Here is a 24,658-nt window from a genome sequence, read left to right as displayed (position 1 = left end):
ACGTCGCGCGTACATTGCCGGCAACGCAGGGGCGCCTGCCGATGGACTGGTCGCCCCGCTCCGCAACCGCAAGGATCAGATATGCCGCGCCAAGGCTCAGCTCTGGCGGCCACACCGAGTCACGACGGCCGCTCCGCCTCCCCGCCTACGACGAATGAAACCGAAGCCGGTGGCTTCACCATCAGCGATCTCGCCCGTGAATTCGGCGTGACCCTGCGCACGCTCCGTTTTTACGAATCGCGCGGCCTGCTCGCTCCCGCCCGCTCCGGCCTGACCCGGATCTATTCCGGCCGCGACCGCGCCCGCCTCGCTCTGATCCTTAAGGGCAAGCAACTCGGCTTCACCCTGGTCGAAATCCGCGCCATGCTCGCCAATGAGGAAGGCAAGGAGCTCAAGGGCAAAGAACCGTCCGCCTCGGTCGGCGGCCTGCAGCTCAGCCGCGGCCAGATCGCCGAGCAGCTTGAATTGCTGCGCAGCCAGCGCGCCGAGATCGAGGCCGCCATCGTCGAGCTCGAAGCGACCCTCGCGCGTCTCGACCCCTGACACCCGGCAGCATAGGCCCCCGCCCGACATGATCGTGATGCCCCGAGCCGGAACCGGTTCGGGGCATTTTTCGTTTGCAAGCGCAGCGCCGCTCGCGCCAATCTTGCGGAAAGTGCTGTCCGAACGAAAAAGTCGATGCGGCCCCTTGGCAAGCTGCGACCAGATAGTTTATATATGAACTATCTCGAAGCGCCGCTGTCATATCGAGCCGGCAAGCTTCGTCATCAAGGCTGCACGAAACGCCAGGGAGGATGCGATGCCGGTCTACAAGGCGCCTGTCGAGGACACGCTGTTCCTGCTCAACGACGTTTTCCAGTTCGAGCGCTACAACAACCTCCCGGGCTTCGCCGAGGCGACACCGGATCTGATCGAGGCTGTGCTCGGCGAGGGCGCCAAGCTCTGCGAGGAAGTTCTCCAGCCGATCAACCATTCCGGTGACCAGGAAGGCTGCAAGCGCAATGCCGATGGCTCGGTGACGACGCCGAAGGGTTTCAAGCAGGCTTATGAGGCTTATGCCGCGGGCGGCTGGATCGGTCTCGCCATGGATCCCGAATATGGCGGCCAGGGCCTGCCCTATACGCTCGGCGCCATCATGAACGAGTTCTCCTCCTCGGCGAACATGGCCTTCTCGATGTATCCCGGCCTGACCATGGGCGCGATGGCGGCGCTCTATGTCCATGGTACGGACGAACAAAAGCGCACCTATCTGCCGAAGATGGCCGAGGGCACCTGGTCGGGCACGATGAACCTGACCGAACCGCATTGCGGCACCGATCTTGGCCTGATCAAGACCAAGGCCGTGCCGAACGGCGACGGCTCCTACGCGATCACCGGCACCAAGATCTTCATCTCGGCCGGCGAGCAGGACATCACCGAGAACATCATCCACCTCGTGCTCGCCCGCATCGAGGGCGCGCCGCAGGGCGTCAAGGGCATCTCGCTCTTCGTCGTGCCGCGCAACGAGATCGGCGCCGACGGCTCGGTCGGCGCGAACAACAAGGTGTCCTGCGGCTCGATCGAGCACAAGATGGGCATTCACGGCAATTCGACCTGCGTCATGAACTATGACGGTGCGAAGGGCTGGCTGGTCGGGGCCGAGAACAAGGGCCTCAACGCCATGTTCGTGATGATGAACGAGGCGCGCCTCGGCGTCGCGATCCAGGGCCTGGCCCAGTCCGAGGTCGCCTATCAGAACGCCGTCGCCTACGCCAAGGACCGTCTGCAGGGCCGGGCCCTGACCGGCGCCAAGAACCCCGACAAGCCGGCCGATCCGCTCTTCGTCCATCCGGACGTGCGCCGCACGCTGATGTCGATCAAGGCCTTCAACGAAGCGGCCCGCGCCTTCGTCATCTGGAACGCGATCAAGTCTGACGTTGCCCATCGCTCCGGCGATGAGGCCGAGCGCAAAGCCGCCGACGACCAGCTCGGCCTGATGACGCCGGTGCTCAAGGGCGTGCTCACTGATGTCGGCTTCGACAATGCGGTGAAGGCCCAGCAGATGTATGGCGGCCATGGTTACATCGCCGAATGGGGCATGGAGCAGTTCGTTCGCGATGCCCGCATCGCCATGATCTACGAGGGCGCCAACGGCGTGCAGGCGATGGACCTGGTCGGCCGCAAGCTTGGCCGCGATGGGGGCCGCGCCATCATGGCCTTCTTCAACGAGGTCGGCGCTTTCGTGAAGGAGAACGAGGGCGACGAGGCGCTGAAGCCGCTCCTGGTCTCGCTCGCCGCTTCGCTCGGCCATCTCCAGCAGGCGACGATGTGGTTCATGCAGAACGCGCTCGCCAAGCCGGACAATGCCGGCGCCGGCGCGCATGACTACATGCACCTGCTCGGCTTGGTCTCGCTCGGTTATATGTGGGCGAAGATGGCCAAGGTCGCGCAGGAGAAGCTCAAGGCCGGCGCCAATGGCCAGGCCCAGCGCATGAACGCCAAGCTCGTCACCGCTCGCTTCTTCATGGAGCGCTCGCTGCCTGAGACCGCCGCGCATCTGGCGCGGATCACCTCGGGCTCGGACGCCATCATGGCGCTGAGCGCCGAGCAGTTCTGAACACGCATAGCACGCACGTCATGCTCAGGCTTGACCCGAGCATCTCTTGATGAGTTCGCTGGATGACGAGATGGTCGGGTCAAGCCCGACCATGACGTCCGGCAGGAAAACGAGCCGCATTCGCGGCCAGCCCGGAGGCCTTCACCCATGGCAGACGCCTTCATCTACGATCACGTCCGGACGCCGCGCGGCAAGGGCAAGGCGGACGGTTCGCTCCACGAAGTCACCGCGATCGAACTCGGCACGCAGACCCTGCGCGCCATCAAGGAGCGCAACAATCTCGATCCCAAGCTGGTCGAGGACGTCGTCTATGGCTGCGTCGACCCGGTCGGCGAGGCTGGCGCCGACATCGCCCGCACGGTCGCGCTGAAAGCCGGCTACGGCAAGGAGGTGCCGGGCGTGCAGATCAACCGCTTCTGCGCCTCGGGCTTGGACGCGGTGAACCTCGCCGCGGCGCAGGTGATGTCCGGCCAGAAGGAGATGACGATCGGCGGCGGCGTCGAGAGCATGTCCCGCATCGGCATGGGCGCCTCGGGCTTCGGCATCGCCGTCGATCCATCCGTCGCCATCGACACCTATTTCATGCCGCAGGGCGTCTCGGCCGATCTGATCGCGACGAAATATGGTTTCTCGCGCGACGATGTCGACGCCTATGCCGTGCGCTCGCACAAGCGCGCCGCCAAGGCCTGGGAAGAGGGCCGCTTCAAGAACTCGGTGATCCCGGTCACCGACGTCAACGGGCTGATCATCCTCGACCGTGACGAGACCATCCGGCCGAACACCGACATGCAGGCGCTTGCTTCGCTCAAGGCTTCCTTCGTCCAGATGGGCGAGATGGGCGGTTTCGATGCGGTCGCGACCGCGGCGCACCCGGATGTCGAGTTCGTCAACCATGTCCACCATGCCGGCAACTCCTCCGGCATCGTCGATGGCGCCGCCGCCGTGCTGGTCGGTTCGAAGAAGGCCGGCAAGGCCGCGGGCCTGAAGCCCCGCGCCCGCATCAAGGCTTTCGCCACGACCGGCTCCGACCTCGCCCTGATGCTGACCGGCCCGGTCGACGTCACCGAGCTCGTACTGAAGAAGGCCGGGATGACGCCGAAGGACATCGACCTGTTCGAGCTGAACGAGGCCTTCTCCTCGGTCGTGCTGCGCTACCAGCAGGCCTTCGACATCGACGACGCCGTGCTCAACGTCAATGGCGGCGCCATCGCCATGGGCCACCCGCTCGGCGCCACCGGCGCGATGATTTTGGGCACCGTGCTCGACGAGCTGGAGCGGACGAACAAGCAGACCGCGCTGGTCACGCTCTGCGTCGCCGTCGGCATGGGCGTCGCCACCATCATCGAACGGGTCTAGCACCGCCGTCATTCCGGGGCGGGCCGAAGGCCCGAGCCCGGAACCCATGACCACTGGCCGATGCGGAAGAGGCGCAACGGCTACCGCCGCAAATCACCATGACATGTCGTGTTCATGGGTTCCGGGCTCCTCGCTTCGCTCGGCCCCGGAATGACGAGGGAGGATTTCAGATGAACCTCACCAATTTCCGCTTCGAGACCGACGCCGACGGCATCGCCACCCTGACCTGGGACATGCCCGAGCGCTCGATGAACGTCATCACCCCGCAGGTGATGGAAGAGCTCGACAAGATCGTCGACAAGGTCGCCTCGGATGAGGCGATCAAGGGCTGCGTCATCGTCTCCGGCAAGGAAGCCTTCTCCGGCGGCGCCGACCTCACCATGCTGCAGGGCCTGCGCGACCTCTATGTCAAGCTCGCCAAGGAGCAGGGCGAGCAGATCGCGATGCAGCGCTTCTTCGACGAGAGCCGCAAGCTTTCGCTGCTCTATCGTAAGCTCGAGACCTGCGGGAAGCCGTTCGCGGCGGCGATCCATGGCGTCTGCCTCGGCGGCGCCTTCGAGCTCGCGCTCTCCTGCCAGCTCCGCGTCGTCTCCGACGATGCCTCGACCCGCGTCGGCCTGCCCGAGATCAAGGTCGGGCTGTTCCCCGGCGCCGGCGGCACCCAGCGCGTCTCGCGCCTGATGCAGACCGGCGACGCGCTGCAGATGATGTTCAAGGGCGACCAGATCAAGGCGCTGCCGGCCCGCAATATGGGCCTCGTCCATGCGGTCCTGCCGCGTGACCAGATCGTCGCCGCGGCCAAGGAATGGCTGAAGGCCAACCCGCAGGCGAAGCAGCCCTGGGAAGACCCCAAGTTCAAGCTGCCCTCGAACAAGGTGCATTCGCCGGCCGGCATGCAGATCTGGCCGCCGGCCAACGCGATCTATCGCCGCGAGACCAACGACAATTATCCGGCCGCCCGCGCCATCCTGAGCGCGGTCTATGAAGGCCTGCAGCTGCCGATGGACCTCGCCCTCAAGGTCGAGAGCCGCTATTTCGCAAAAATCCTGCGGACGAAGGAGGCGGCCTCGATGATCCGCTCGCTCTTCGTCTCGATGCAGGAGCTTAACAAGGGCGCCCGCCGCCCGGCCGATGTCCCGGCCTCGAAGCTGAAGAAGGTCGGCGTCGTCGGCGCCGGCTTCATGGGCGCCGGCATCGCCTATGTCACCGCCAATGCGGGTATCGAGGTGGTACTAGTCGACAGGGATGTTGAGGCGGCCGAGAAGGGCAAGGCCTATTCGCACAAGCTGGTCACCGACCAGATCACCAAGGGCAGAGCCAAGACCGCCGATCGCGACGCGCTGCTCGGCCGCATCAAGGCCAGCGCCGACTATGCCGACCTCAAGGGCTGCGACCTGATCGTCGAGGCGGTCTTCGAGGACCCCAAGGTCAAGGCCGAGGTCATCGCCAAGGTCGAGGCCGTGGTAGGCCCCAAGACCATCTTCGGCTCCAACACCTCGACGCTGCCGATCACCGGCCTCGCCGAGCACAGCGAGCGCCCGAAGAATTTCATCGGCATCCACTTCTTCTCGCCGGTCGAGAAGATGCTGCTGGTCGAGATCATCATGGCCAAGAAGACCGGCAAGAAGGCGCTCGCCATGGCGCTCGACTTCGTCCGCGCCATCAAGAAGACGCCGATCGTGGTCAACGATACCCGTGGCTTCTACGCCAATCGCTGCGTCGGCAACTACATCCGCGAGGGTCACCTCATGCTGATGGAAGGCGTGCCGCCGGCGATGATCGAGGCCGCCGGCAAGCAGGCCGGCATGCCGGTCGGCCCGCTCTCGCTCAATGACGAGGTCGCGGTCGATCTCGCCTACAAGGTGCTGAAGGCGACCAAGGCGCAGCTGGGCGAGGGCTCGGTCGACCCGGCGCAGGAGAAGCTGCTCAACGAGATGGTCGAGAAGCATGGCCGCCTCGGCCGCAAGAACAAGAAGGGCTTCTACGACTATCCGGAAGCCGGCCCGAAGCGGCTCTGGCCCGGTCTCGCCGATCTCGTCTCCATCCATATCCACCCCGAAAAGGTGGATATGGATGAGCTGAAGCACCGCCTGCTGGTCACGCAGGCGCTCGAAGCGGCCAAGACCTATGAGGAAGGCGTCGTCACCGATCCGCGCGAGGCCGATGTCGGCTCGATCATCGGCTTCGGCTTCGCGCCCTACTCGGGCGGAACGCTGAGCTATATCGACAATATGGGCGCGGCCGCCTTCGTGAAGCTCTGCGAGGGGCTGGCCAAGAAGCATGGCGAGCGCTTCAAGCCGAACCGGCTGCTGAAGCGCATGGCCAAGACCGGCGACACCTTCTATGGCGCTGCCGAGAAGAAGGCCGCGGCCTGATCAGGCGAAGAGCCGCTCCTCAGGAGCGGCTCCAGCCAGTCGGCGAAGACCTTGTGGCGGCGCGACAAGTGCTGCCGGGGCGGATTGCCGGGGCGGATAGAGCAGGGCGACCGGCATCGGCTCCGCCCTGTGCTCCGGCATCACTTCGACCAGCTCGCCGGTCGCCAGATGCATGGTGGCAACCTGATGGATGTGGAGCGCATCCATCAGGATCGCTACGCTGTATTGGCGATGACGCTCCAACTGGGGAGCGCATGACAAGACTGCGATGCCCGTTCGACCGATCCTGAGCTTTCCCGATCCGCGCCTGCGGCTACCTGCTCCACCGGTCACGCGGTTCGATGCCGATCTGCGCGCGCTCGCGGAAGACCTGCTCGACACGATGCGGGCAGCACCCGGTATCGGCATCACCGCGCCGCATGTCGGCGTGCTCTCGCGGCTCGTCGTGCTGGAGCTGACGCCCGGCGACGTCCGCATCTATGCCAATCCCAAGCTCGACCAGGTCTCCCGCGAGACCGTCCGCCATACCGAGGGCAGCGTCTCGATGCCGGGCGTCAACGACGAACTGGAGCGCCATGCCCATGTCCGCGTGCGCTATCAGGATCTGGAAGGCAAGGAGCAAAGCGAGGATGCCGACGGCCTGCTCGCCATCTGCCACCAGCACGAGATCGACCAGCTCGACGGCATCTTCTGGATCGACCGCCTGTCGCGGCTGAAGCGCGACAGGCTGGTGGCGCGCTACAACAAGCTGCGGCGGGGGTGAGCGACCTGTCGGCGCGTTAGGTCAACCGTAGGCTCGCTGCAGAATCGCCAAAAGCTCTCGACCTGTGGTCTTGTCCAACTGGATTGTCTGACTCAGCTTCCCGGGGATTTCTCGGTCAGCCGAGCCAAAGGTGTCGATTTGGACAATAGGGCCGTCTGGCCCACCACCAAAGACTTTGACACGAGCGTGCACCTTGCTGGGGTGCACGCTGCCATCGCTCGGCCCGATCTCAAACTTTTCGATACGTGCCATGACGAGCGCTGTCAGTTCGCCACAGCCCGGATCGTCCGGCGCAGCTTGCCGATAAGCTCCTCGACCTGGGCCTCCGTGATGATAAGCGGTGGCGAGAAGGCGATCGTGTCGGCGGCGGTGCGGATCATCAGCCCTTCCTCGTGGAAGGCGCGCTCGATCACCTCGTAGCCGCGCTTGCCGACGCCCTCGGCCCGCGGCGCGAGATCGACGGCGCCGACCAGGCCGAGCGTGCGGATGTCGACCACGTTCGGCTCGCCCTTCAGGCTCATCACCGCATCGGCCCACGCCCCCTCCATCGCCCGGGCGCGCTCGAACAGGCCCTCCTCGCGATAGATGTCGAGCGCCGCGAGGCAAGCCGCTGCCGCCAGCGGATGGCCGGAATAGGTGTAGCCGTGGAACAGCTCGATGACGTTGTCGGGGCCTTTCATGAAGGCATCGTAGATGTGCTTGCGCACGATCACGCCGCCCATCGGCACCGTGCCGGAGGTGACGCCTTTGGCGAAGGTGATCATGTCGGGGATCACGCCATAGCGCTCGGCGGCGAAGGCGAAGCCGAGACGGCCGAAGCCGGTGATGACCTCGTCGAAGATCAGAAGAATGCCGTGCTTGTCGCAGAGCTCGCGCAGCCGCTTGAGATAGCCTTTCGGCGGCGGCAGCGCGCCGGTCGAGCCCGCCATCGGCTCGACGATCACCGCAGCGATGGTCGAGGCGTCGTGCAGGGCGACGATGCGCTCGAGATCATCGGCGAAATGCGCGCCATACTCCGGCTCGCCCTTGCTGAAGGCCTGCTTCTCGCGGTCATAGGTGTGGGAGATGTGGTCGGTGCCGGTCAAAAGCCCGCCGAAGAACTTGCGGTTGTTGACCATGCCGCCCACCGAGATGCCGCCGAAGCCGACGCCGTGATAGCCGCGCTCGCGGCCGATCAGCCGGGTCTTCGAGCCCTTGCCCGAGACGTTCCAGTAGGCGAGGGCGATCTTGAGGGCCGAGTCGGCCGCTTCCGAGCCCGAGCCGGCGAAGAAGACATGGTCGAGATCGCCCGGCGCCAGCGCCGCGATGCGGGCGGCGGCGGCGAAGACCTTGGGATGGCCGTATTGGAAGGACGGGGCGTAGTCGAGCTCGCGCGCCTGCGCCTGGATCGCCTCAATGATCGGCTCGCGGGCATGGCCGGCATTGCAGCACCAGAGCCCGGCGGTGCCGTCCATCACCGGCTTGCCCTCGGGGGTGTAGTAGAACATGCCTTCTGCCCGGGCGACCATGCGCGGATTCTGCTTGAACGACCGGTTCGCCGTGAACGGCATCCAGTAGGCTTCGAGATCGTTCGGGGCGCTGATGGCGCGCGGCGCAGAGGTCATGGTCCGGTCCCATTTAGTTTTTTAAAGCTTCCTCAACCTAGCAGCGCGGTCGGGGCTGTAAATCCGCATCGGCTCGGGGCATGCCTGCGTCCGGTGAGCGGCGGCCCACCGCCTGGAGCAGGTGACGTAACGTCGTTTCTGGCGTAGTCTCAACAAGGGGGTAACACTGGACTACGCCCCAATGACTGAAGGCGTTGCCGGTCGGGACGGAAGCGGCACGATCGCGCCGGAGGAGATCCGCGCGCAGCTCGACCGCGTCCTCGCATCTGACATCTTTCGCAGCGCGCCACAGCTGACCGCCTTCCTGAGCTATGTCGTTGAGCAGGCGCTGGCCGGTCGCTCCGGCGAGCTGAAGGGCTACACCATCGCGGTCGAGGCGTTCGGCCGCCCCGCCGAGTTCGACCCGCAATCGGACCCGATCGTGCGCGTCGAGGCAGGGCGCCTGCGCAAGGCGCTCCATCTCTACTTCGCGGCCGAGGGCGTTCGCGATCCCGTGCGGATCACGATTCCTGTCGGCGCTTATGTGCCGAGCTTCACGCGGTCCGACTTTCCCGGGCCTGACGCGGCGTCGCCAGCTGCAGAGCCGGCGACACCGCTTCCACCGGCGGCAGGGCGCCCGCGGTTTTGGGCCTATACGGTCTTGCTCCTCGCGCTGCCTGCCTTGATCGCCTTCGCCGTCTGGCGCCTTGCCGGTCCCAGGCCGGAACCGGGCGTAGGGACGCCGAGCGCTGGGATGCACGCGCCGCGGCCCGCCGCGACACCCGCTGCGCCCGACCAGCTCGCTTCAGCCCAGCCCGCCGAACCGGTCGCGGCGCCTGCGAGCCTGCCCGTGATCGCCGTGGTGATCGCCGGCGACATCGTCGATCCCGCGGTCGAGGACGCGGCGCGGCTGTTCATGCGCCATCTCGTCGACACCATGGCCCGTTTTGACGACCTGCTCGTCGTCAAGACCCCCGGCATGGCGCTGAGGCCGGAGGAAGGGGCCGACTATGTCCTGACGCTCAATACCGCAAGGGCCGGCGACAAGGTCGAGGGCTTCGCCCGGCTCAGCGCCGCCAAGGAAGGGCGCGTCGTCTGGACGACATCCGGCGAGCGGAGTCTCGCGGCCGTGAGCGACGGCATCGAACTGCGCAAGCTGGCGCAGCGGGTCGCGATCCGGCTCGCCCAGCCCTACGGCATCCTGCACGCCGACTTCCGGCTGGCGACGCTGCCGCCCGGGGTCACCTGCATCTATCAAGCGCTCAATTTCCGTCGGCACATGAAGGAGGACGAGCATCTCGCCGCGCGCAATTGCCTCGACTCGCTGGTCGCGCGCGATTCCGACTTCCACCCGGCCTGGTCGCACCTGGCGCTGCTCACGGCGGATGAGTACGCCTCGGGCCTGAATCCGCGCCCGGGTTCGGCGCTCGACCGGGCCCTCGCAGCAGCGGTCAATGCCGTGAGGCTGGCGCCTGCGAGCGCGCGAGCGCACCAGGCGCTGATGGAGGCGCAATTCCTGCGTGGCATGACGGAGGAGGCGCTCAAATCCGGCCGGGAGGCGCTGACGCGCAATCCCTACGATCCCGACATCATGGCTGATCTCGGGGCGCGCTACGTCCAGCTCGGCCGGGCGTCGGAAGGGTTGCCCTTACTCGAGCGCGCCGCTGCGCTGAGCAATGGCCGCCCGTCCTGGTACGACGTCTTTCTTTACTTTGCGGCCTATCTGAGCGGCGCGACCAAGCTTGCCGACAATCAGGCTGCCTTGCTCAAGGGGGAAGAAACGCCGCTTGCCCTCGTTGCTCGCGCAGTGGCGAGCGCCGCCGCCGGAGATCGCCTCGAGCTCGAGGAAACCCAGCGGCTGCTCGGCCAGGCCGAGCCGCTCTTCGCCCTTGATGGGCGCCTTTATCTGACCCGCAAGGGCTTCTCCCCGGTGGTCGTCGACCGCATTCTGGCCGCGATCGGCGAGGCCGGGCTGCAGCCACGCTAGGCCGAAGCCGGTCGTCCTTGGGGACGCGTTCGCGCGCGGTCTTTCGATAGCGCTCGCAGTCGCTGAATCAGGCCGCTATTCTGCGGTGGTCGCAGCTGATTCGTAGCGTCGCGTTCCCTTTCACCTCTTGCGCGATTTCAGCCCTTGGCTCGCATCCGCCTCAGCGCTCTCTCTCCGGCCGCCAGCGGCGTCGCCGGCTTTTCGCTGGGCGCCGCCGCTATCTTGCTCCTGCCTGGAAACCTCGCCAATGCGCTCGGCCTGCTGAGCGCCGGGCTCGGCCTCGCCGGGGCGGCGGCTTTGGCGCGCCGGAACGGCGTGCGCGAGCGCGAGCAGCTGCTCGCCGCGATCGGCGAGGTCAAGGTCCGGCTCGCGACCAATGCCATCCGCGTCGACTCGATGGCCAAGCGCCTCGACCAAATGCCGATGGGCGAAGCCGATGCCGCCCCGGCCAAGGCGATGCTCCACGAGCTCACCGCCGAGGTTGGCCTGCTTGGCGATCTCCTGCAGCAGGTCGCGACGACCTTGGGCGAGCATGACGACCAGCTCAGCCGGATCGAGGGCCGGCTCGCCAATCCACCACCGCAGCAGCCTGCGCGGATCGCCGCACTGGTCCCCGAGCGCGTTGAGCCACGTGCTCCGGAGCCTCTGATTGCGACACGGCACGACCCGGCCGAGGCGGCGCAACGCCGCGCCGCCGAGGAGCGCGCCGCCCTGATCAGCGAAGCTTTGGCGAAGGGCCAGGTCGAGGTCCATCTTCAGCCGATCGTCAGCCTGCCGCAGCGCCGCACGCGCGGCTATGAAGCGCTCGTCAGGCTGAGGCTCGACGAGAAGACGCTGCTGCTCCCCTCCGAATTCCTGACCACGGTCGAGGAGCGGGGCTTCGGCCCGACACTCGATGCGCTCGTGCTCACACGTGCGCTCGCCATCGCCCGCCATCTCGGCAGCAAGCCGGGCGAACTCTTCGTCTCCTGCAATTTCAGCGCGGCGACCTGGGGCTCGTCGCGCGCACTGGCGGCGCTGTCGCGCATCCTGGAGAAATATCACGATCACGTCGGCAATCTCGTCATCGAGGTGCCGCAGCGCGTCTTCCGGGCGCTGGAGCCGTCGAGCCTCGGCCTGCTCGGCGCCATGTCGGCCAATGGCGTGCGCTTCGCACTCGACCATGTCGCCGACCTGCGCTTCGATCCGGTGTCGCTGCATGATCGCGGCGTGCGCTTCGTCAAGGTCTCGGCGGCGCTGCTGCTGGCCGAGGCGCGTGGCGGCAAGCTCGCCGACATCGCGGCGGGCGATATCGCCGTCCAGCTCGCCCGCGGCTCGATCCAGCTCGTCGCCGAGGAGGTCGAGGACGATCCGATGGTCGCCGACATGCTCGATCTCGGCATCGGCTTCGGCCAGGGCATCGTCTTCTCGCCGCCGCGACCTGTGAGGCCCGAAGTCTTCGCCGAGCCGCAGCCGGAGGCCGCTCCTGCTCCGAAGCCCGCTGCCGCCATGGCGCCGCCTGTCTCCGCCGAGGTGGTCGAGCACCCCGCCATGGCGTCGCCGCCTGAGGTCAAGCGCGTTCCCTTCCGCGACATCCTGCGCCGCGCCACCGCCTGATCTTTTTGTCAGGACCGAAGTGCTGGCCTGCGCCGGCGAAGCCGCGTAGACAGGCGGCGCTTGTCCGACAGGAGTTCGCCCGTGCCGTTCTCGCCCCGCCTGCTGTCCGGCGTTTCCGCCGTCATCGACCAGTACGAGCTGTGCCTCTGCGACATCTGGGGCGTAGTCCATAACGGCGTTGCGCCCTTCGCCGCGGCCTGCGATGCCCTGGCCAAGATGCGCGCCGGCGGCGTCACTGTCGTGCTGGTCTCGAATGCGCCGCGTCCACGCTCGGAGATCGCGGTTCAGCTCGGCAAGCTCGGCGTGCCCGGCGACGCCTTTGATGCCATCGTCACCTCCGGCGACGTCGCCCGCGACCTGATCGCCCACCGAGCCGGCGAGCCGCTCTATCATCTCGGCCCGCCGCGCGACCTGCCGCTGATGGCCGGGCTCGATGCGCCGCGCGTCGGCCCGGCCGAGGCTCATTACGTTCTCTGCACCGGCCTGTTCGACGACGAGACCGAGACGGCCGAGAGCTATGCCGAACAGCTTGCTGATTTTGCCCGGCGGAAGCTGACATTGATCTGTGCGAATCCAGACCTCGTCGTCGATCGCGGCGGGCGCATCGTGCCCTGCGCCGGCTCGCTCGCCGTCGCCTATGAGCAGCTCGGCGGCGAGGTGATCTATGCCGGCAAGCCGCATGCACCGATCTACGACCTCGCCATTCGTCTGGGGCAGGAGCTACGCGGCGAGACCGTCGAGAAGGCGCGCATCCTGGCGATCGGCGACGCGATCCGCACCGATATCGCCGGCGCGGCGCAATACGGCCTGGCTTCGCTGATGTGCGTCGCCGGCATCCATGCCGAGGAGATGGCGGGCTTGTCGGACGAGGCGCTGCAGGGCTGGTTCGCCCGGCAGAGTCATCGGCCGAACTATGCCATGCCGCATCTGGCCTGGTAGGGTGTGCGCCGTCTTTCCGGGCCGGCGCGAAGCGTTGAGCCCGGAATCCATGAACACAGTTGGCTTTCGCGAAGGCGCGTCGATGCGTGCGCCTCCTTGATCACGTCCCGGTGGTCATGGATTCCGGGCTCAGGCCTGCGGCCTGCCCCGGAAAGACGGTGAAGGAGAGATGGAGATCGGCGCGCGGCTGAAAGCTCACGCCGCGCAGGCGGCTTCGATCTTCGATTTCAGCGTCTGCGCGTTGAACGGCTTGACGATGTAGTTGTTCACGCCGGCCTTCTTGGCGGCGATGACGTTCTCGGTCTTCGATTCCGCCGTCACCATGATGAAGGGTGTCTCGGCGATGGCGTCCTCGTTGCGCACCTGGCGCAGCAGCTCGTAGCCGGTCATCGGCTCCATGTTCCAGTCGGAGATCACCAGCCCGTATTTCTTGTCCCGCATCTTGGCGATCGCGGCATTGCCGTCGGAGGCGTCGTCGACATTCTCGAAGCCGAGCTGCTTCAGGAGATTACGGATGATCCGGACCATCGTCTGATAGTCGTCCACCACCAGGATCGGCATTGACGGGTCGACAGCCATTGACGGCGCTCCAAGCCAGTAGTCCGCGGCGCCCAGCGACACCGACGCGCGCCGCTCTCGCAGAGCAGCGACCTTGGGTCAATTGTGATAGCGGCTCGGCGTTTCAAAGCCGTTAATCCGGTCTCGAAGTGACCCAGCGGCATACGACCTTTGGCGGACGGGGAAACACGCCAACAGGCACCAAAGTTCAATGGTGCAACGCAGCGAACTATGGGACGCTCCCGTCTCGATTCTGAGTGCGTGCGGTCCTGCGGCCGTGCTGCAATTGCGAAGAGCGACCAATGATGACCAGCACGCTCTATCATGTTCACGCTTTCGAGGATCTGGTCGTCGGCCAGTGCGAAAGCCTGATGCGCACAGTGATGGAGCGCGACATCTCGCTCTTCGCTGACCTCTCGGGCGACGCCAATCCGATCCATCTCTGCGATCGTTATGCCGCCAACACCAAGTTCGGCCAGCGCATCGCCCATGGCATGCTGACTGCGAGCCTGGTCTCGGCTCTGCTCGGCACGCGCCTGCCCGGGCCGGGCGCGGTCTATCTCTCGCAGACGCTGAACTTCCTCGCTCCGGTGAAGATCGGCGATGTCGTCACCGCCCGCGTCGAGGTGGCCGAGCTGGTGCCGGAGCGGCGCCGGGCCCGGCTGTTCTGCGAATGCCTGGTCGACGGCAAGGCGGTGCTCGAAGGCGAGGCCTGGGTCGCGCTGCCGCGCGCAGCGCAAGGCTGAACTGCCTTGACGCTCCCGGCCGCTTGGGGCCAAACACGGCGCTGGCCGGGGCTTCCCGGCGCGACCTAGCGTTCCATGACCTCATCGTCCGAGGCCGCGCGACCTGATGCGCCGCCCGCCTTCGTCCTCGAACCCGGCAAGCCGGTGCCGGCCGATCTGCGCGGCCGGGTGCTGGCGCTCGGCAATTTCGACGGCGTTCATCGCGGCCATGCCGAGCTGGCGCGCGTCGCCGGTGAAATGGCGGCGGCGCAGGGGACCGGCGCCGCGGCACTGACCTTCGAGCCGCATCCGCGAACCGTCTTCCGCCCCGAGCAGCCGGTCTTCCGGCTGACGCCGGAGCCGATCAAGGTCGCGCTTCTCGCCGGCCTCGGGCTCACGCCCAGCTTCGTCGTGCCCTTCGATCGCGCGGTCGCCGCCATTCCGGCGGAGGCTTTCGTCGACGAGCTCCTGCTCGGCCAGCTTGGCGCCGCCGGGCTCGTCTGCGGCTATGATTTCCATTTCGGCAAGGGCCGCACCGGCTCGCCCGAGATGCTGCAGGCGCGCGCCGGCCATGCCGGCATTCCGGTCGCTGTCGTGCCGCCCTTCGCCTTCCAGGGCGAGCCAGTCTCCTCGACGCTGGTGCGCACCGCGCTCGAAGCCGGCGATGTCGGCCATGCAGAGGCGCTGCTCGGCCGGGCCTGGTTCGTCCGCGGCGAAATCGCCCATGGCGACAAGCGCGGCCGCGATCTCGGCTATCCCACCGCCAACATGCATCTCGCCCGTGATTGCCGCCTGCGCTTCGGCATCTACGCGGTCCGCATGAAGATAGATGGCGTCTGGCGCGACGGCGTCGCCAGCTTCGGCAGCCGGCCGACCTTCGACGACGGCGCGCCCAGGCTCGAGACCTTCGTCTTCGATTTCTCCGGCGATCTCTATGGCAGGACCGTCGACGTCGCCTTCGTCGCCTTCCTGCGCGGCGAGGCGAAGTTCGATACGCTCGATGCGCTGATCGTCCAGATGGATGCCGACAGCGCACGGGCGCGCGGCATCCTGGCGGCGACGCCGGCCTTCCTTCTGTGACGACGCTTTGCTAGAAGCCGCTCATGTCCGCTCTGCACTTCGTTACGCCCCTGCGAATTACCGGCCCGGCTGCCGCCCTGCGCTGATAGCGCGGGCGCTTGCGCAGGCCGGGACGACGATCGCTTCCCCGTGACATCTCCAGGATGGGCGCCGCACCGCATGCCGAGGCGCCATCCGCACCGCCGAGCCGGATCATGACCGACAAGACCGCCGAGAAGCCCGAGACCACCGACTATTCGCAGACCCTGTTCCTGCCGCAGACGGAATTCCCGATGCGCGCCGGCCTGCCGCAGCGCGAGCCCGAGCTGCTCGCCCGCTGGGCGAAAATGGACCTCTACCGCAAGCTGCGCGAGGCCGGGCAGGGCCGCGACCGCTTCGTCCTGCATGACGGCCCGCCCTATGCGAACGGCAACATCCATATCGGCCATGCGCTCAACAAGGTGCTGAAGGACCTGGTGACGCGCTCGCAGCAGATGCTCGGCTACGACTCCAACTACGTGCCGGGCTGGGACTGCCACGGCCTGCCGATCGAGTGGAAGATCGAGGAGCAGTATCGCGCCAAGGGCCTGAACAAGGACGACGTCGATGTCGTCGAGTTCCGCAAGGAATGCCGCGTCTTCGCCGAGAAATGGGTCGACATCCAGCGCACCGAGTTCAAGCGTCTCGGTGTCGAGGGCGACTGGGACGATCCCTATCTGACCATGGCCTTCGGCGCCGAGGCGCAGATCGCCCGCGAGATCATGAAGTTCGCCGAGAACGGCATGCTCTATCGCGGCTCCAAGCCGGTGATGTGGTCGGTGGTCGAGAAGACCGCGCTGGCCGAGGCCGAGGTCGAATACGAGGAGCACACCAGCGATACGATCTTCGCGGCGTTCCCGGTTCTCGGCTCCGGACCGCTCGCCGGCGCATCGGTGCTGATCTGGACGACCACGCCCTGGACGATCCCGGGCAACCGCGCGATCTCGTTCCACAACAAGATCGCCTACGGCCTCTATCGGGTGACGGCCGCGCCGGAAGGCAATTGGGCCAAGGTCGGTGCGCGCTATGTGCTGGCCAAGAACCTCGCTGAAGCGCTGTTCAAGACCGCCAAGGTCGAGGTCTATGAGCTGGAGCGCGACGTCAGCGGTGCCGATCTCGCCGGTCTCGCGACCGCTCATCCCCTGCGCGGCCAGGGCTACGAGTTCGATGTGCCGCTGCTCGACGGCGACCATGTCACCGACGATGCCGGTACCGGCTTCGTCCATACCGCGCCCGGCCATGGCCGCGAGGACTTCGACGTCTGGATGGCCAATGGCCGCATGCTGGCCGAGCGCGGCATCGAGACCCGTATTCCCTATACCGTCGATGCCGATGGCCGCTTCACCAAAGAGGCTCCGGGCTTCGAAGGCGCGCAGGTCATCACCGACAAGGGCGAGAAGGGCAACGCCAACGAGGTCGTGATCAAGGCGCTCGCCGCCAGCGGCAACCTCGTCGCGCGCGGGCGCCTCAAGCATCAATATCCGCATTCCTGGCGCTCGAAGAAGCCGGTGATCTTCCGCAATACGCCGCAATGGTTCATCGCCATGGACAAGCCCTATGGCGAGGCCGGCGCGCCCGATCCGGCGGCGCCGGCACCGACCGCCGGCGGCAATGCCGACACGCTGCGCAACCGCGCGCTGAAGGCGATCAGGGAGACCCAATGGGTTCCCGCCGCCGGCGAGAACCGCATCAACGGCATGATCGCCAACCGGCCGGACTGGGTGGTGTCGCGCCAGCGCGCCTGGGGCGTGCCGATCACCGTCTTCGTCGACAAGGAGAGCAAGGAGATCCTGGTCGACGCCAAGGTCAACGCCGCGATCGCCGAGGCCTTCGAGCAGGAGGGCGCCGATGCCTGGTTCACCGACACCGACGGTGGGCGCTTCCTCAAGCCTTATGGTTACGATCCGGCCAGGTTCGAGCGAGTCACCGACGTGCTCGACGTCTGGTTCGATTCAGGCTCGACACATGCCTTCACCCTGGAGAAGCGCGCCGATCTCAAGACCCATCGCATCGTCGATGGCGGCCGCGACAAGGTGATGTATCTCGAAGGCTCGGACCAGCATCGCGGCTGGTTCCATTCGAGCTTGCTCGAAAGCTGCGGCACCCGCGGCCGGGCCCCCTACGACGTGGTCCTGACCCACGGCTTCTGTCTCGACGAGAAGGGCGAGAAGATGTCGAAGTCGAAGGGCAACGTCACCGCCCCGCAGGACGTGATCAAGGACAGCGGCGCCGACATCCTGCGTCTCTGGGTCGCGGCGGCCGACTATTCCGACGATCTGCGCATCGGCAAGGAGATCCTCAAGACCTTCGTCGAGACCTATCGCAAGCTGCGCAACACCATGCGCTGGATGCTCGGCACGCTCGCCCACTTCGACGAGGCGATCCGCGTTTCCGATCCAGCCTCGATGCCGGAGCTGGAGCGGCTGATGCTGCACCGTCTCGCCGAGCTCGGCCCGCAGGTCGAGGAGGCCTACCGCACCTATGACTACAAGAAGGTGGTGAATCTGCTCTCGCAGTTCATGAACACCGAGCTCTCGGCCTTCTATTTCGACGTGCGCAAGGACGCGCTCTATTGCGACCCGCGTTCCAGCCATGTCCGCAAGAGCGCGCTCACCGTCGTCGACCATCTCTTCCGCTGCCTGACGACCTGGCTCGCGCCGATCCTGGTCTTCACTGCCGAGGAAGCCTGGCTCGACCGCTATCCGCAGGTGAAGGCGGACGACGGCTCCGTTCATCTTGAACTCTTCGCCAAGGCCGACGCGGCCTGGCTCGATCCCGAGCTGGCCGAGCGCTGGGCCAAGGTCCGGCGCGTGCGCCGCGTCGTCACCGGCGCGCTCGAACTGGAGCGCGCCGGAAAGCGCATCGGTTCCTCGCTGGAGGCCGCGCCCATCGTCCACATCGCCGATCCGGATCTGCGCGCGGCGCTGAGCGGGCTCGACCTCGCCGAGATCTGCATCACCTCCGGCGCGACGATCGCGGAAGGGGAGGGGCCGGCCGAGGCCTTCCGCCTGCCGGACGTGCCCGGGGTCTCGGTGGTGCCGGCGCGCGCTGCCGGCATCAAATGCGCCCGCTCGTGGAAGTATTTCGACCCGGCGACGGCCGAGCCCGGCTTCCCCGAGGTGACGCCGCGCGACGCCCAGGCGCTGCGCGAGCTCGGGCGCGCAGCATGACCCCGGCGCGCCGCCTCGGCGCCCTGATCGTCGCGCTGACCTTCGTGCTCGACCAGGCGCTGAAGCTTTGGCTGCTCTTCGGCCTGAAGCTCGCCGAAGAGGGGCCGTTCCAGCTCGCCTCCTTTCTGGAGATCGTGCTCGCCTGGAATCGCGGCATCTCCTACGGCCTGTTCCAGCAATCGACCGACATCGGCCGCTGGGCACTGGTCGTGCTCTCGATCGTCGCGGCGGTCTGGCTCTGGCGCTGGATGTGGCGCAGCGACGACAGGCTGACGGTGGTGAGTCTTGCTCTCATCATCGGCGGCGCGCTCGGCAATGGGCTCGACCGCATGGTCTACGGCGCCGTCGTCGACTTCGTGCATGTCCATGTCGGCAGCTTCAGTTGGTACATCTTCAACATCGCCGATGCGGCGATCGTCTTCGGCGTGCTCGGCCTGCTCTATGAGTCGTTGCGGCCCGGCGCCAATCGTTCCAAGACGGTCTGAAACCGGCTGGCCACAGGCGATTTGTGGCAATCTGGCAAAAGGGCTCCCCGTTTTGCCGGATATGGGTTAAAAGGCCCGCCATGCTTTTGCCGCGTCGATCGGGCATGACGCCGGCAGATGTCCGTATGGAGAGGTGAAATGGCTTATCGGATCCGCGCTTCGCACATGCTGCTCGCCGGCAGCCTGCTGCTGGCGGCGAGCCCTGCTTTCGCCCAGGAAGGCATGCTCTTCCAGAATTTGGTGAAGGGCTTCGGCCTGTTCGGCACCGACAAGGCGGACATCGAGTACAAGCAGCGCGCCCCGCTGGTGGTGCCGCCGTCTTCGAGCCTGCCCAGGCCGCAAGAGGCCGGCGCCAATCGCAGCGCCGCCTGGCCCGATGATCCGGACGTCGCCCGCCGCCGGGCCGACCGCGACAGTTCCAACATCCTGTTCCAGAACAGCGAGTCCTACCGCGCCAACACCAGGCCGTTGCTGACGCAGGACGAGCTGCGCCGCGGCCGCGTCGCCGGGACTCCCAACGGTCCGGACGGCATCGTTCCCGACCACAGCAACTACAACAACCAGATCCAGCCGATCCGCGTCGGCCGCGAGATGGCGGCTCGCCAAGCCCAGACCGATACCTCCAATCTGCAATATGGCACCGAGCCGGCCCGTCGTTATCTGCACGAGCCGCCGACCGGCTACCGCCGTCCAGCGGCGACTGCGGCGCTAGGCCCAGGCCAGACCGGTCCGCGCGAGGACAAGCAGGCGGTCGGCCAGCGCGAGTTCCTTGTCGGCAAGAAGGTCTACGAGAACCAATAGGCTGCAAGCGATCGTCCGGCGCGCGTTGGTTTTCCGCCGCGGCCGGATTATCTAGAGCAGGAGCCTTTTTCCGGCTCGGGTCCAGGCGGGCCCGGGCCGGTTCGTTTCTAGACGTCGCGATCCCTGCAGGAGCTTTCCCCGACCATGACGGTTCACGCCGCTCCCGCCACCGCAGCCAATCAGGTCGAATCCTACAAGCTCGCCAACGGGCTCCAGATCGTGGTTGCGCCCGACCACCGCGCGCCCGTCGTCACCCATATGGTCTGGTATCGCAACGGCTCCGGCGATGATCCGGCCGGCAAGTCGGGCATCGCCCATTTCCTCGAGCATCTGATGTTCAAGGGCACGGCGAAATGGCCGGCCGGCGAATTCTCGAAGATCGTCGCCAGCTATGGCGGCCAGGAGAACGCCTTCACCTCCTACGACTACACTGCCTATTTCCAGCGCGTGCCGAAGGAGCATCTGCGCGCGATGATGGACTATGAGGCCGACCGGATGACCGGCCTGGCCTTCGACGAAACCGTGGTCGCGCCCGAGCGCGACGTGGTGCTGGAGGAGCGGCGCATGCGCGTCGACGCCGACCCGGCCGCCCAGCTCGGCGAGGAGTTCTCCAGCGCGCTCTACGCCCACCATCCCTATGGCACGCCGATCATCGGCTGGGAGCACGAGATCGAGGAGCTCTCGCGCGACGACGCCTTCGCCTATTACCAGCGCTTCTACACGCCGGAGAACGCCATCCTGGTCGTTGCCGGCGATGTCGAGCCGGCCGAGGTGCTGCGCCTGGCGCAAGAGACCTATGGTATCATCCCCGGCCGCGGCGAGGCCCCGGTTCGAAAGCGCCCGGCCGAGCCGGAGCCGCGCGCCGCCCGCCGCGTCGCCCTCGCCGATCCGCGCGTGCAGCAGCCCTCGCTGCGCCGGGCCTGGCTGGCGCCGACCTATGTCTCGCCGCAGCGCGACGAAGCCTTCGCGCTCGAACTCGCGGCCGAGATCCTCGGCGGCGGCACGACCTCGCGGCTCTACCGCAAGCTCTGCGTCGAAGAGGAGCTCGCTGCCGGCGCCGGCGCCTATTTCATGGGCTCGATGGTCGATCGTTCCGCCTTCCAGCTCTCGGTCAGCCCGCGCCCGGGCGTCGAGATGGCGGCGCTCGAAGCCGGGCTTGATGTGGCGCTCGCCGCCTTCATCGCGGAGGGGCCGACCGAGCTCGAACTTGCCCGCGCCCGCACCCGCCTCGTCGCCGAGACGGTGTTTGCCCGCGACAGCCAGTCCTCGCTCGCCCGCATCTTCGGCTCGGCGCTGGCTGTCGGCGAGACCGTCGAGGACGTGCTGCTCTGGCCGCAGCGCATCGAGGCGGTGACGCGTGAGCAGGTCACCGAGGTGGTCCGACGCTATCTCAGGCCCAACCGCTCGGTCACCGGGCTGCTCGTGCCGGCCGCCGCCTGACACTGCGCTGACGTCATTACGGGTGGGCTCCGGCCTGCCGTCGAGGATTGCCGATGACCCATTCTCTCGCTCCCGCCACCGCCGCCCCCGGCCCCTCGCTCGCTGTCCAGCGCGTCACAGCTGCCTGCGGCGTCGAGGCCTGGCTGGTCGAGGAGCACAGCCTGCCGCTGCTCGCGCTCGACTTCGCCTTCGACGGCGGCGCCAATCGCGACCCGGCCGATGCCGCCGGCAGTGCCAATCTCATCTCCGGCCTGCTCGACGAGGGCGCCGGGGACCTCGACGCCGAGGCCTTCCAGGGCCGGTTGGCCGATCACGCCATCAACCTCTCCTTTGACGCCCGCCGCGACGATTTCCACGGTCAGCTCCAGACCCTGTCGCAGCATCGCGAGGTCGCCTTCGAACTGCTCGGCCTCGCCCTCAACGCGCCGCGCTTCGACGCCGACGCGGTGGCGCGGGTCAAGGCGCAGGTGATCGCGGGGCTGCAGCGTCAGGCGCAGAACCCGGACGTCATCTGCCGCAACGCGCTCTTTGCCGCAGCCTTTCCCGCTCACCCCTATGGCCGTCCGGAGCGCGGCGACGTGGCCAGCGTCGGCGGGCTTCAGGCCGAGGGCCTGAAGGCGCTGACGCGCGAACTCTTCACCCGTGGCGGCCTTAAGGTCGTTGCTGTCGGCGACATCACCGCGAGCGAGCTGGCGGCGCGGCTCGATGACCTGTTCGGCGCCTTGCCGGCCGGTGCGCCGCGCGTCGAGCCGGCTGCGCCGCTGCCGATCGCGGGGCTGGGCGCGACCCATATTGTCGATCTCGACGTGCCGCAGACAGTGCTGCGCTTCATCGGTCCCGGGCTGATGTGGCACGATCCGGATTTCATCGCTGCGACCGTGCTGAACCATATCCTCGGCGGCTCGGCCTTCACCTCGCGCCTGTTCATGGAAGTCCGCGAGAAGCGCGGCCTCGCCTATGGCGTCTCCTCCAGCCTGATGCCGCTGCGCCAGACCGGTTTCCTCGTCGGCGGCACCTCGACCCGCAACGACCGCGTCGCCGAATCGATGAGCGTGATCCGCGAGGAGATCGCCAAGCTCGTGACCGAAGGGCCGAGCGAGCACGAGGTCGAGGAGGCCAAGCGCTATCTGATCGGCTCCTATTCGCTGCGCTTCGACACCTCGCCGAAGATCGCGGGCGAACTGCTCGGCCTTGCGATCCGCGGCGAGCAGCCGGACTTCGTCGAGACCCGCAACCAGCGCTTCGCCGCGGTGACGCTGGCCGATGTCCGGCGCGTCGCCCAGCGCCTGTTCGGCGAGGGCAAGCTGCTCGTCCAGGCCGTCGGCCGGCCGGTGGGGCTGGTCTGACGCTCCCGGCCGAGGAGCTCTCATGAGCATTCGCCGTCTCGATCCCGTCCTGGTCGATCGCATCGCCGCCGGCGAGGTGATCGAGCGGCCGGCCGCGGCGGTGAAGGAGCTAGTCGAGAACGCGATCGATGCCGGTGCTGCCAGCATCGCCGTCACCATCCGGGCCGGCGGGCGCGAGTTGATCCGCGTCGTCGACGACGGCATCGGCATGAGCCCGGACGACCTTACCCTCTGCGTCGAGCGCCACGCCACCTCCAAGCTCCCCGATGGCGACCTTTTCGCCATCCGCTCGCTCGGCTTTCGCGGTGAGGCGCTGCCCTCGATCGGCTCGGTGGCGCGGCTCTCGATCACCACGCGCCAGCGCGATGCGGCGCAGGGCTGCGCCCTCGTGGTCGAGGCCGGCGCCAAGGGGGCGGTCAGGCCGGCGGCGGCAGCGCCCGGCACCCGGATCGAGGTCAGCGACCTCTTCATCTTCACCCCGGCCCGCCTGAAATTCCTGAAGAGCGACCGCGCGGAGGCGCAGGCCGTCTCCGACATGCTGCGGCGGCTCGCCATCGCCCATCCCGAGGTCCGCTTCTCGCTCGAGGGCGAGCATGCCGGCGCCTTCGACTGGCCGGCCGAGCCGATCGGTAATGACGGCCATCTGCGCCGTCTCGGCCGCGCGCTCGGGCGCGATTTCCCGGAGAACGCCCTGCCGGTCGAGACCGAGCGCGAGGGTGTCAGGCTTTCCGGCTTCGCCGGCCTGCCGACCTTTCATCGCGGCACCTCGGCCGGCGTCCACATGGCGGTCAACGGCCGGCCGGTGCGCGACAAGCTGCTGCTCTCGGCGGTGCGCGGCGCCTATGCCGACGTCGTGCCCTCCGACCGGCATCCGGTGCTCTATCTCGACGTGCTCTGCGATCCCGCTGTGGTCGATGTCAACGTCCACCCGGCCAAGAGCGAGGTTCGCTTTCGCGATCCGGCGCTGGTGCGCGGCCTCGTCGTCTCGAGCCTCAAGGCGGCTTTGGCAGGCGCCGGCCACCGCGCCACCACCACCGGCGGCGCCCGCACGCTCGACGCCTTCCGCGCTGTGTTCTCGGGCGGCGGCTTCGGCAATGGCGGGCCGGCGACGATCCAGCGCCCGAACTTCGGCAGCATCGCCGACTGGTGCATGCCCGAAGCCTCAGCCCAGCCGACGCAGGCCGGCTTCGCCGATCTCGCCATGCCTTCGGCAGATGCGCGCGCCCATCTCGCCGAGCCGCCGCAGGATGCGCTCGACCGGCCTTTAGGGGCGGCCCGCGCCCAGGTCCACGGCACCTATATCGTCGCCCAGACCCGCGACGGCATGGTGATCGTCGACCAGCACGCCGCGCATGAGCGCCTGGTCTATGAGCGCTTGAAGGCCGAGCGCGCCAAGGCCGGAATCGCCCGCCAGCCCATGCTCCTGCCCGAGGTGGTCGAGCTCGATCCCGTCGATGCCGACCGGCTGAACGCCGCGGCTGCCGATCTTGCCTCGCTCGGTCTGGTCATCGAGAGCTTCGGCCTAGGGGCCGTGCTGGTCCGCGAGGCGCCGGCCGCCATCGCCGGTGGCGATCTCCAGGGCATCGTCCGCGATGTCGCCGATGCTCTCGCCGAGCATGGCGACGCCGGCTCGCTGGAGCGCCGCCTCGACCATGTGCTGGCGACGATGGCCTGCCACAATTCGGTCCGCGCCGGCCGGCGCCTGCGGCCGGAGGAGATGGACGCGCTCCTGCGCGAGATGGAGGCGACGCCGAATTCCGGCCAGTGCAATCACGGCCGGCCGACCTATGTCGAACTGAAGCTCAGCGATATCGAGAAGCTGTTCGGGCGGAGATAAGAT

At 67.3% G+C, this 24,658-nt stretch carries 19 protein-coding genes and 1 pseudogene; 16 read left to right on the top strand and 4 right to left on the bottom strand.

The window, feature by feature from the left end; translation table 11 throughout:
• Nucleotides 1–81 precede the first annotated feature (81 nt).
• The 4 genes from ACFPOB_RS06270 to ACFPOB_RS06255 all read left to right on the top strand — a co-directional run bounded on the left by ACFPOB_RS06270 (nucleotide 82) and on the right by ACFPOB_RS06255 (nucleotide 6,327).
• Nucleotides 82–543 carry a MerR family transcriptional regulator gene (locus ACFPOB_RS06270; RefSeq protein WP_377796784.1) on the top strand — a complete coding sequence of 154 codons (462 nt, stop codon included), beginning with the start codon at nucleotides 82–84 and terminating at the stop codon, nucleotides 541–543.
• A 256-nt stretch (nucleotides 544–799) separates the two neighbouring features.
• The gene (locus ACFPOB_RS06265; protein WP_377796782.1) at nucleotides 800–2,596 is read left to right on the top strand and encodes an acyl-CoA dehydrogenase C-terminal domain-containing protein; all 1,797 of its coding nucleotides are present in this window, start codon (nucleotides 800–802) and stop codon (nucleotides 2,594–2,596) included.
• Nucleotides 2,597–2,743: 147 nt separating this feature from the next.
• Entirely contained in the window at nucleotides 2,744–3,952 is a 1,209-nt protein-coding gene (locus ACFPOB_RS06260; protein ID WP_377796781.1) for an acetyl-CoA C-acetyltransferase, read from the top strand.
• Between the two features lie 170 nt (nucleotides 3,953–4,122).
• Nucleotides 4,123–6,327 (top strand): 3-hydroxyacyl-CoA dehydrogenase NAD-binding domain-containing protein, encoded by a 2,205-nt coding sequence (locus ACFPOB_RS06255; protein WP_377796779.1) that lies wholly within the window; start codon nucleotides 4,123–4,125, stop codon nucleotides 6,325–6,327.
• On the opposite strand, the pseudogene ACFPOB_RS06250 reads toward ACFPOB_RS06255, so the two are convergent.
• Nucleotides 6,294–6,498: pseudogene (locus tag ACFPOB_RS06250) on the bottom strand (hypothetical protein); the annotation flags it as partial. The gene ACFPOB_RS06255 and the pseudogene ACFPOB_RS06250 sit on opposite strands and share 34 nt — an antisense overlap.
• Before the next feature lie 97 nt (nucleotides 6,499–6,595).
• On the opposite strand from ACFPOB_RS06250, the gene ACFPOB_RS06245 reads away from it, so the two are divergent.
• Complete coding sequence (locus ACFPOB_RS06245) at nucleotides 6,596–7,090, top strand: peptide deformylase (protein WP_377796778.1); 495 nt, start codon at nucleotides 6,596–6,598, stop codon at nucleotides 7,088–7,090.
• Nucleotides 7,091–7,111: 21 nt separating this feature from the next.
• Here the strand turns inward: ACFPOB_RS06245 and ACFPOB_RS06240 are convergent, their stop codons facing one another.
• On the bottom strand, nucleotides 7,112–7,342 hold the full coding sequence (locus ACFPOB_RS06240; protein ID WP_377796777.1) for a methionyl-tRNA formyltransferase: 231 nt from the start codon (nucleotides 7,340–7,342) through the stop codon (nucleotides 7,112–7,114).
• Nucleotides 7,343–7,353: 11 nt separating this feature from the next.
• Nucleotides 7,354–8,694 (bottom strand): omega-aminotransferase AptA, encoded by a 1,341-nt coding sequence (gene aptA, locus ACFPOB_RS06235; RefSeq protein WP_377796775.1) that lies wholly within the window; start codon nucleotides 8,692–8,694, stop codon nucleotides 7,354–7,356.
• Nucleotides 8,695–8,875: 181 nt separating this feature from the next.
• Here aptA and ACFPOB_RS06230 point away from each other — a divergent pair, with 181 nt between their 5' ends.
• From ACFPOB_RS06230 to ACFPOB_RS06220, 3 genes are all read left to right on the top strand, one after another.
• Nucleotides 8,876–10,660, top strand: coding sequence for a hypothetical protein (locus tag ACFPOB_RS06230; protein ID WP_377796773.1), 1,785 nt, complete (start codon nucleotides 8,876–8,878; stop codon nucleotides 10,658–10,660).
• Nucleotides 10,661–10,804: 144 nt separating this feature from the next.
• On the top strand, nucleotides 10,805–12,256 hold the full coding sequence (locus ACFPOB_RS06225; RefSeq protein WP_377796771.1) for an EAL domain-containing protein: 1,452 nt from the start codon (nucleotides 10,805–10,807) through the stop codon (nucleotides 12,254–12,256).
• An 81-nt stretch (nucleotides 12,257–12,337) separates the two neighbouring features.
• Complete coding sequence (locus tag ACFPOB_RS06220; protein WP_377796770.1) at nucleotides 12,338–13,195, top strand: TIGR01459 family HAD-type hydrolase; 858 nt, start codon at nucleotides 12,338–12,340, stop codon at nucleotides 13,193–13,195.
• Between the two features lie 195 nt (nucleotides 13,196–13,390).
• Here ACFPOB_RS06220 and ACFPOB_RS06215 read toward each other — a convergent pair whose 3' ends face one another.
• Nucleotides 13,391–13,774 carry a response regulator gene (locus ACFPOB_RS06215; protein ID WP_326873165.1) on the bottom strand — a complete coding sequence of 128 codons (384 nt, stop codon included), beginning with the start codon at nucleotides 13,772–13,774 and terminating at the stop codon, nucleotides 13,391–13,393.
• A gap of 281 nt (nucleotides 13,775–14,055) precedes the next feature.
• Here ACFPOB_RS06215 and ACFPOB_RS06210 point away from each other — a divergent pair, with 281 nt between their 5' ends.
• From ACFPOB_RS06210 to mutL, 8 genes are all read left to right on the top strand, one after another.
• Nucleotides 14,056–14,499 carry a MaoC family dehydratase gene (locus ACFPOB_RS06210; RefSeq protein WP_377796768.1) on the top strand — a complete coding sequence of 148 codons (444 nt, stop codon included), beginning with the start codon at nucleotides 14,056–14,058 and terminating at the stop codon, nucleotides 14,497–14,499.
• Between the two features lie 75 nt (nucleotides 14,500–14,574).
• Nucleotides 14,575–15,558 (top strand): bifunctional riboflavin kinase/FAD synthetase, encoded by a 984-nt coding sequence (locus ACFPOB_RS06205; protein WP_377796766.1) that lies wholly within the window; start codon nucleotides 14,575–14,577, stop codon nucleotides 15,556–15,558.
• A 194-nt stretch (nucleotides 15,559–15,752) separates the two neighbouring features.
• Entirely contained in the window at nucleotides 15,753–18,746 is a 2,994-nt protein-coding gene (gene ileS, locus ACFPOB_RS06200; RefSeq protein WP_377796764.1) for an isoleucine--tRNA ligase, read from the top strand.
• Nucleotides 18,743–19,231 (top strand): signal peptidase II, encoded by a 489-nt coding sequence (gene lspA / locus ACFPOB_RS06195; RefSeq protein WP_377796762.1) that lies wholly within the window; start codon nucleotides 18,743–18,745, stop codon nucleotides 19,229–19,231. The genes ileS and lspA overlap by 4 nt, the downstream gene beginning before the upstream one ends.
• Before the next feature lie 138 nt (nucleotides 19,232–19,369).
• On the top strand, nucleotides 19,370–20,032 hold the full coding sequence (locus ACFPOB_RS06190) for a hypothetical protein (protein ID WP_377796760.1): 663 nt from the start codon (nucleotides 19,370–19,372) through the stop codon (nucleotides 20,030–20,032).
• A gap of 144 nt (nucleotides 20,033–20,176) precedes the next feature.
• Nucleotides 20,177–21,472: a M16 family metallopeptidase gene (locus ACFPOB_RS06185; RefSeq protein WP_377796758.1), complete on the top strand. Its 1,296-nt coding sequence runs from the start codon at nucleotides 20,177–20,179 to the stop codon at nucleotides 21,470–21,472.
• 53 nt (nucleotides 21,473–21,525) lie between these two features.
• A complete protein-coding gene (locus tag ACFPOB_RS06180; RefSeq protein WP_377796756.1) occupies nucleotides 21,526–22,818 on the top strand; it encodes a M16 family metallopeptidase in 1,293 nt (430 codons plus the stop codon).
• A gap of 22 nt (nucleotides 22,819–22,840) precedes the next feature.
• Nucleotides 22,841–24,655, top strand: a complete 1,815-nt coding sequence (gene mutL, locus ACFPOB_RS06175; RefSeq protein ID WP_377796754.1) for a DNA mismatch repair endonuclease MutL — start codon at nucleotides 22,841–22,843, stop codon at nucleotides 24,653–24,655.
• Nucleotides 24,656–24,658: the final 3 nt, after the last annotated feature.

The sequence above is a fragment of the Allobosea eneae genome (assembly GCF_042657265.1).
Lineage (GTDB): Bacteria > Pseudomonadota > Alphaproteobacteria > Rhizobiales > Beijerinckiaceae > Allobosea > Allobosea eneae.
This window is presented reverse-complemented; position numbering and strand designations above follow the sequence as displayed.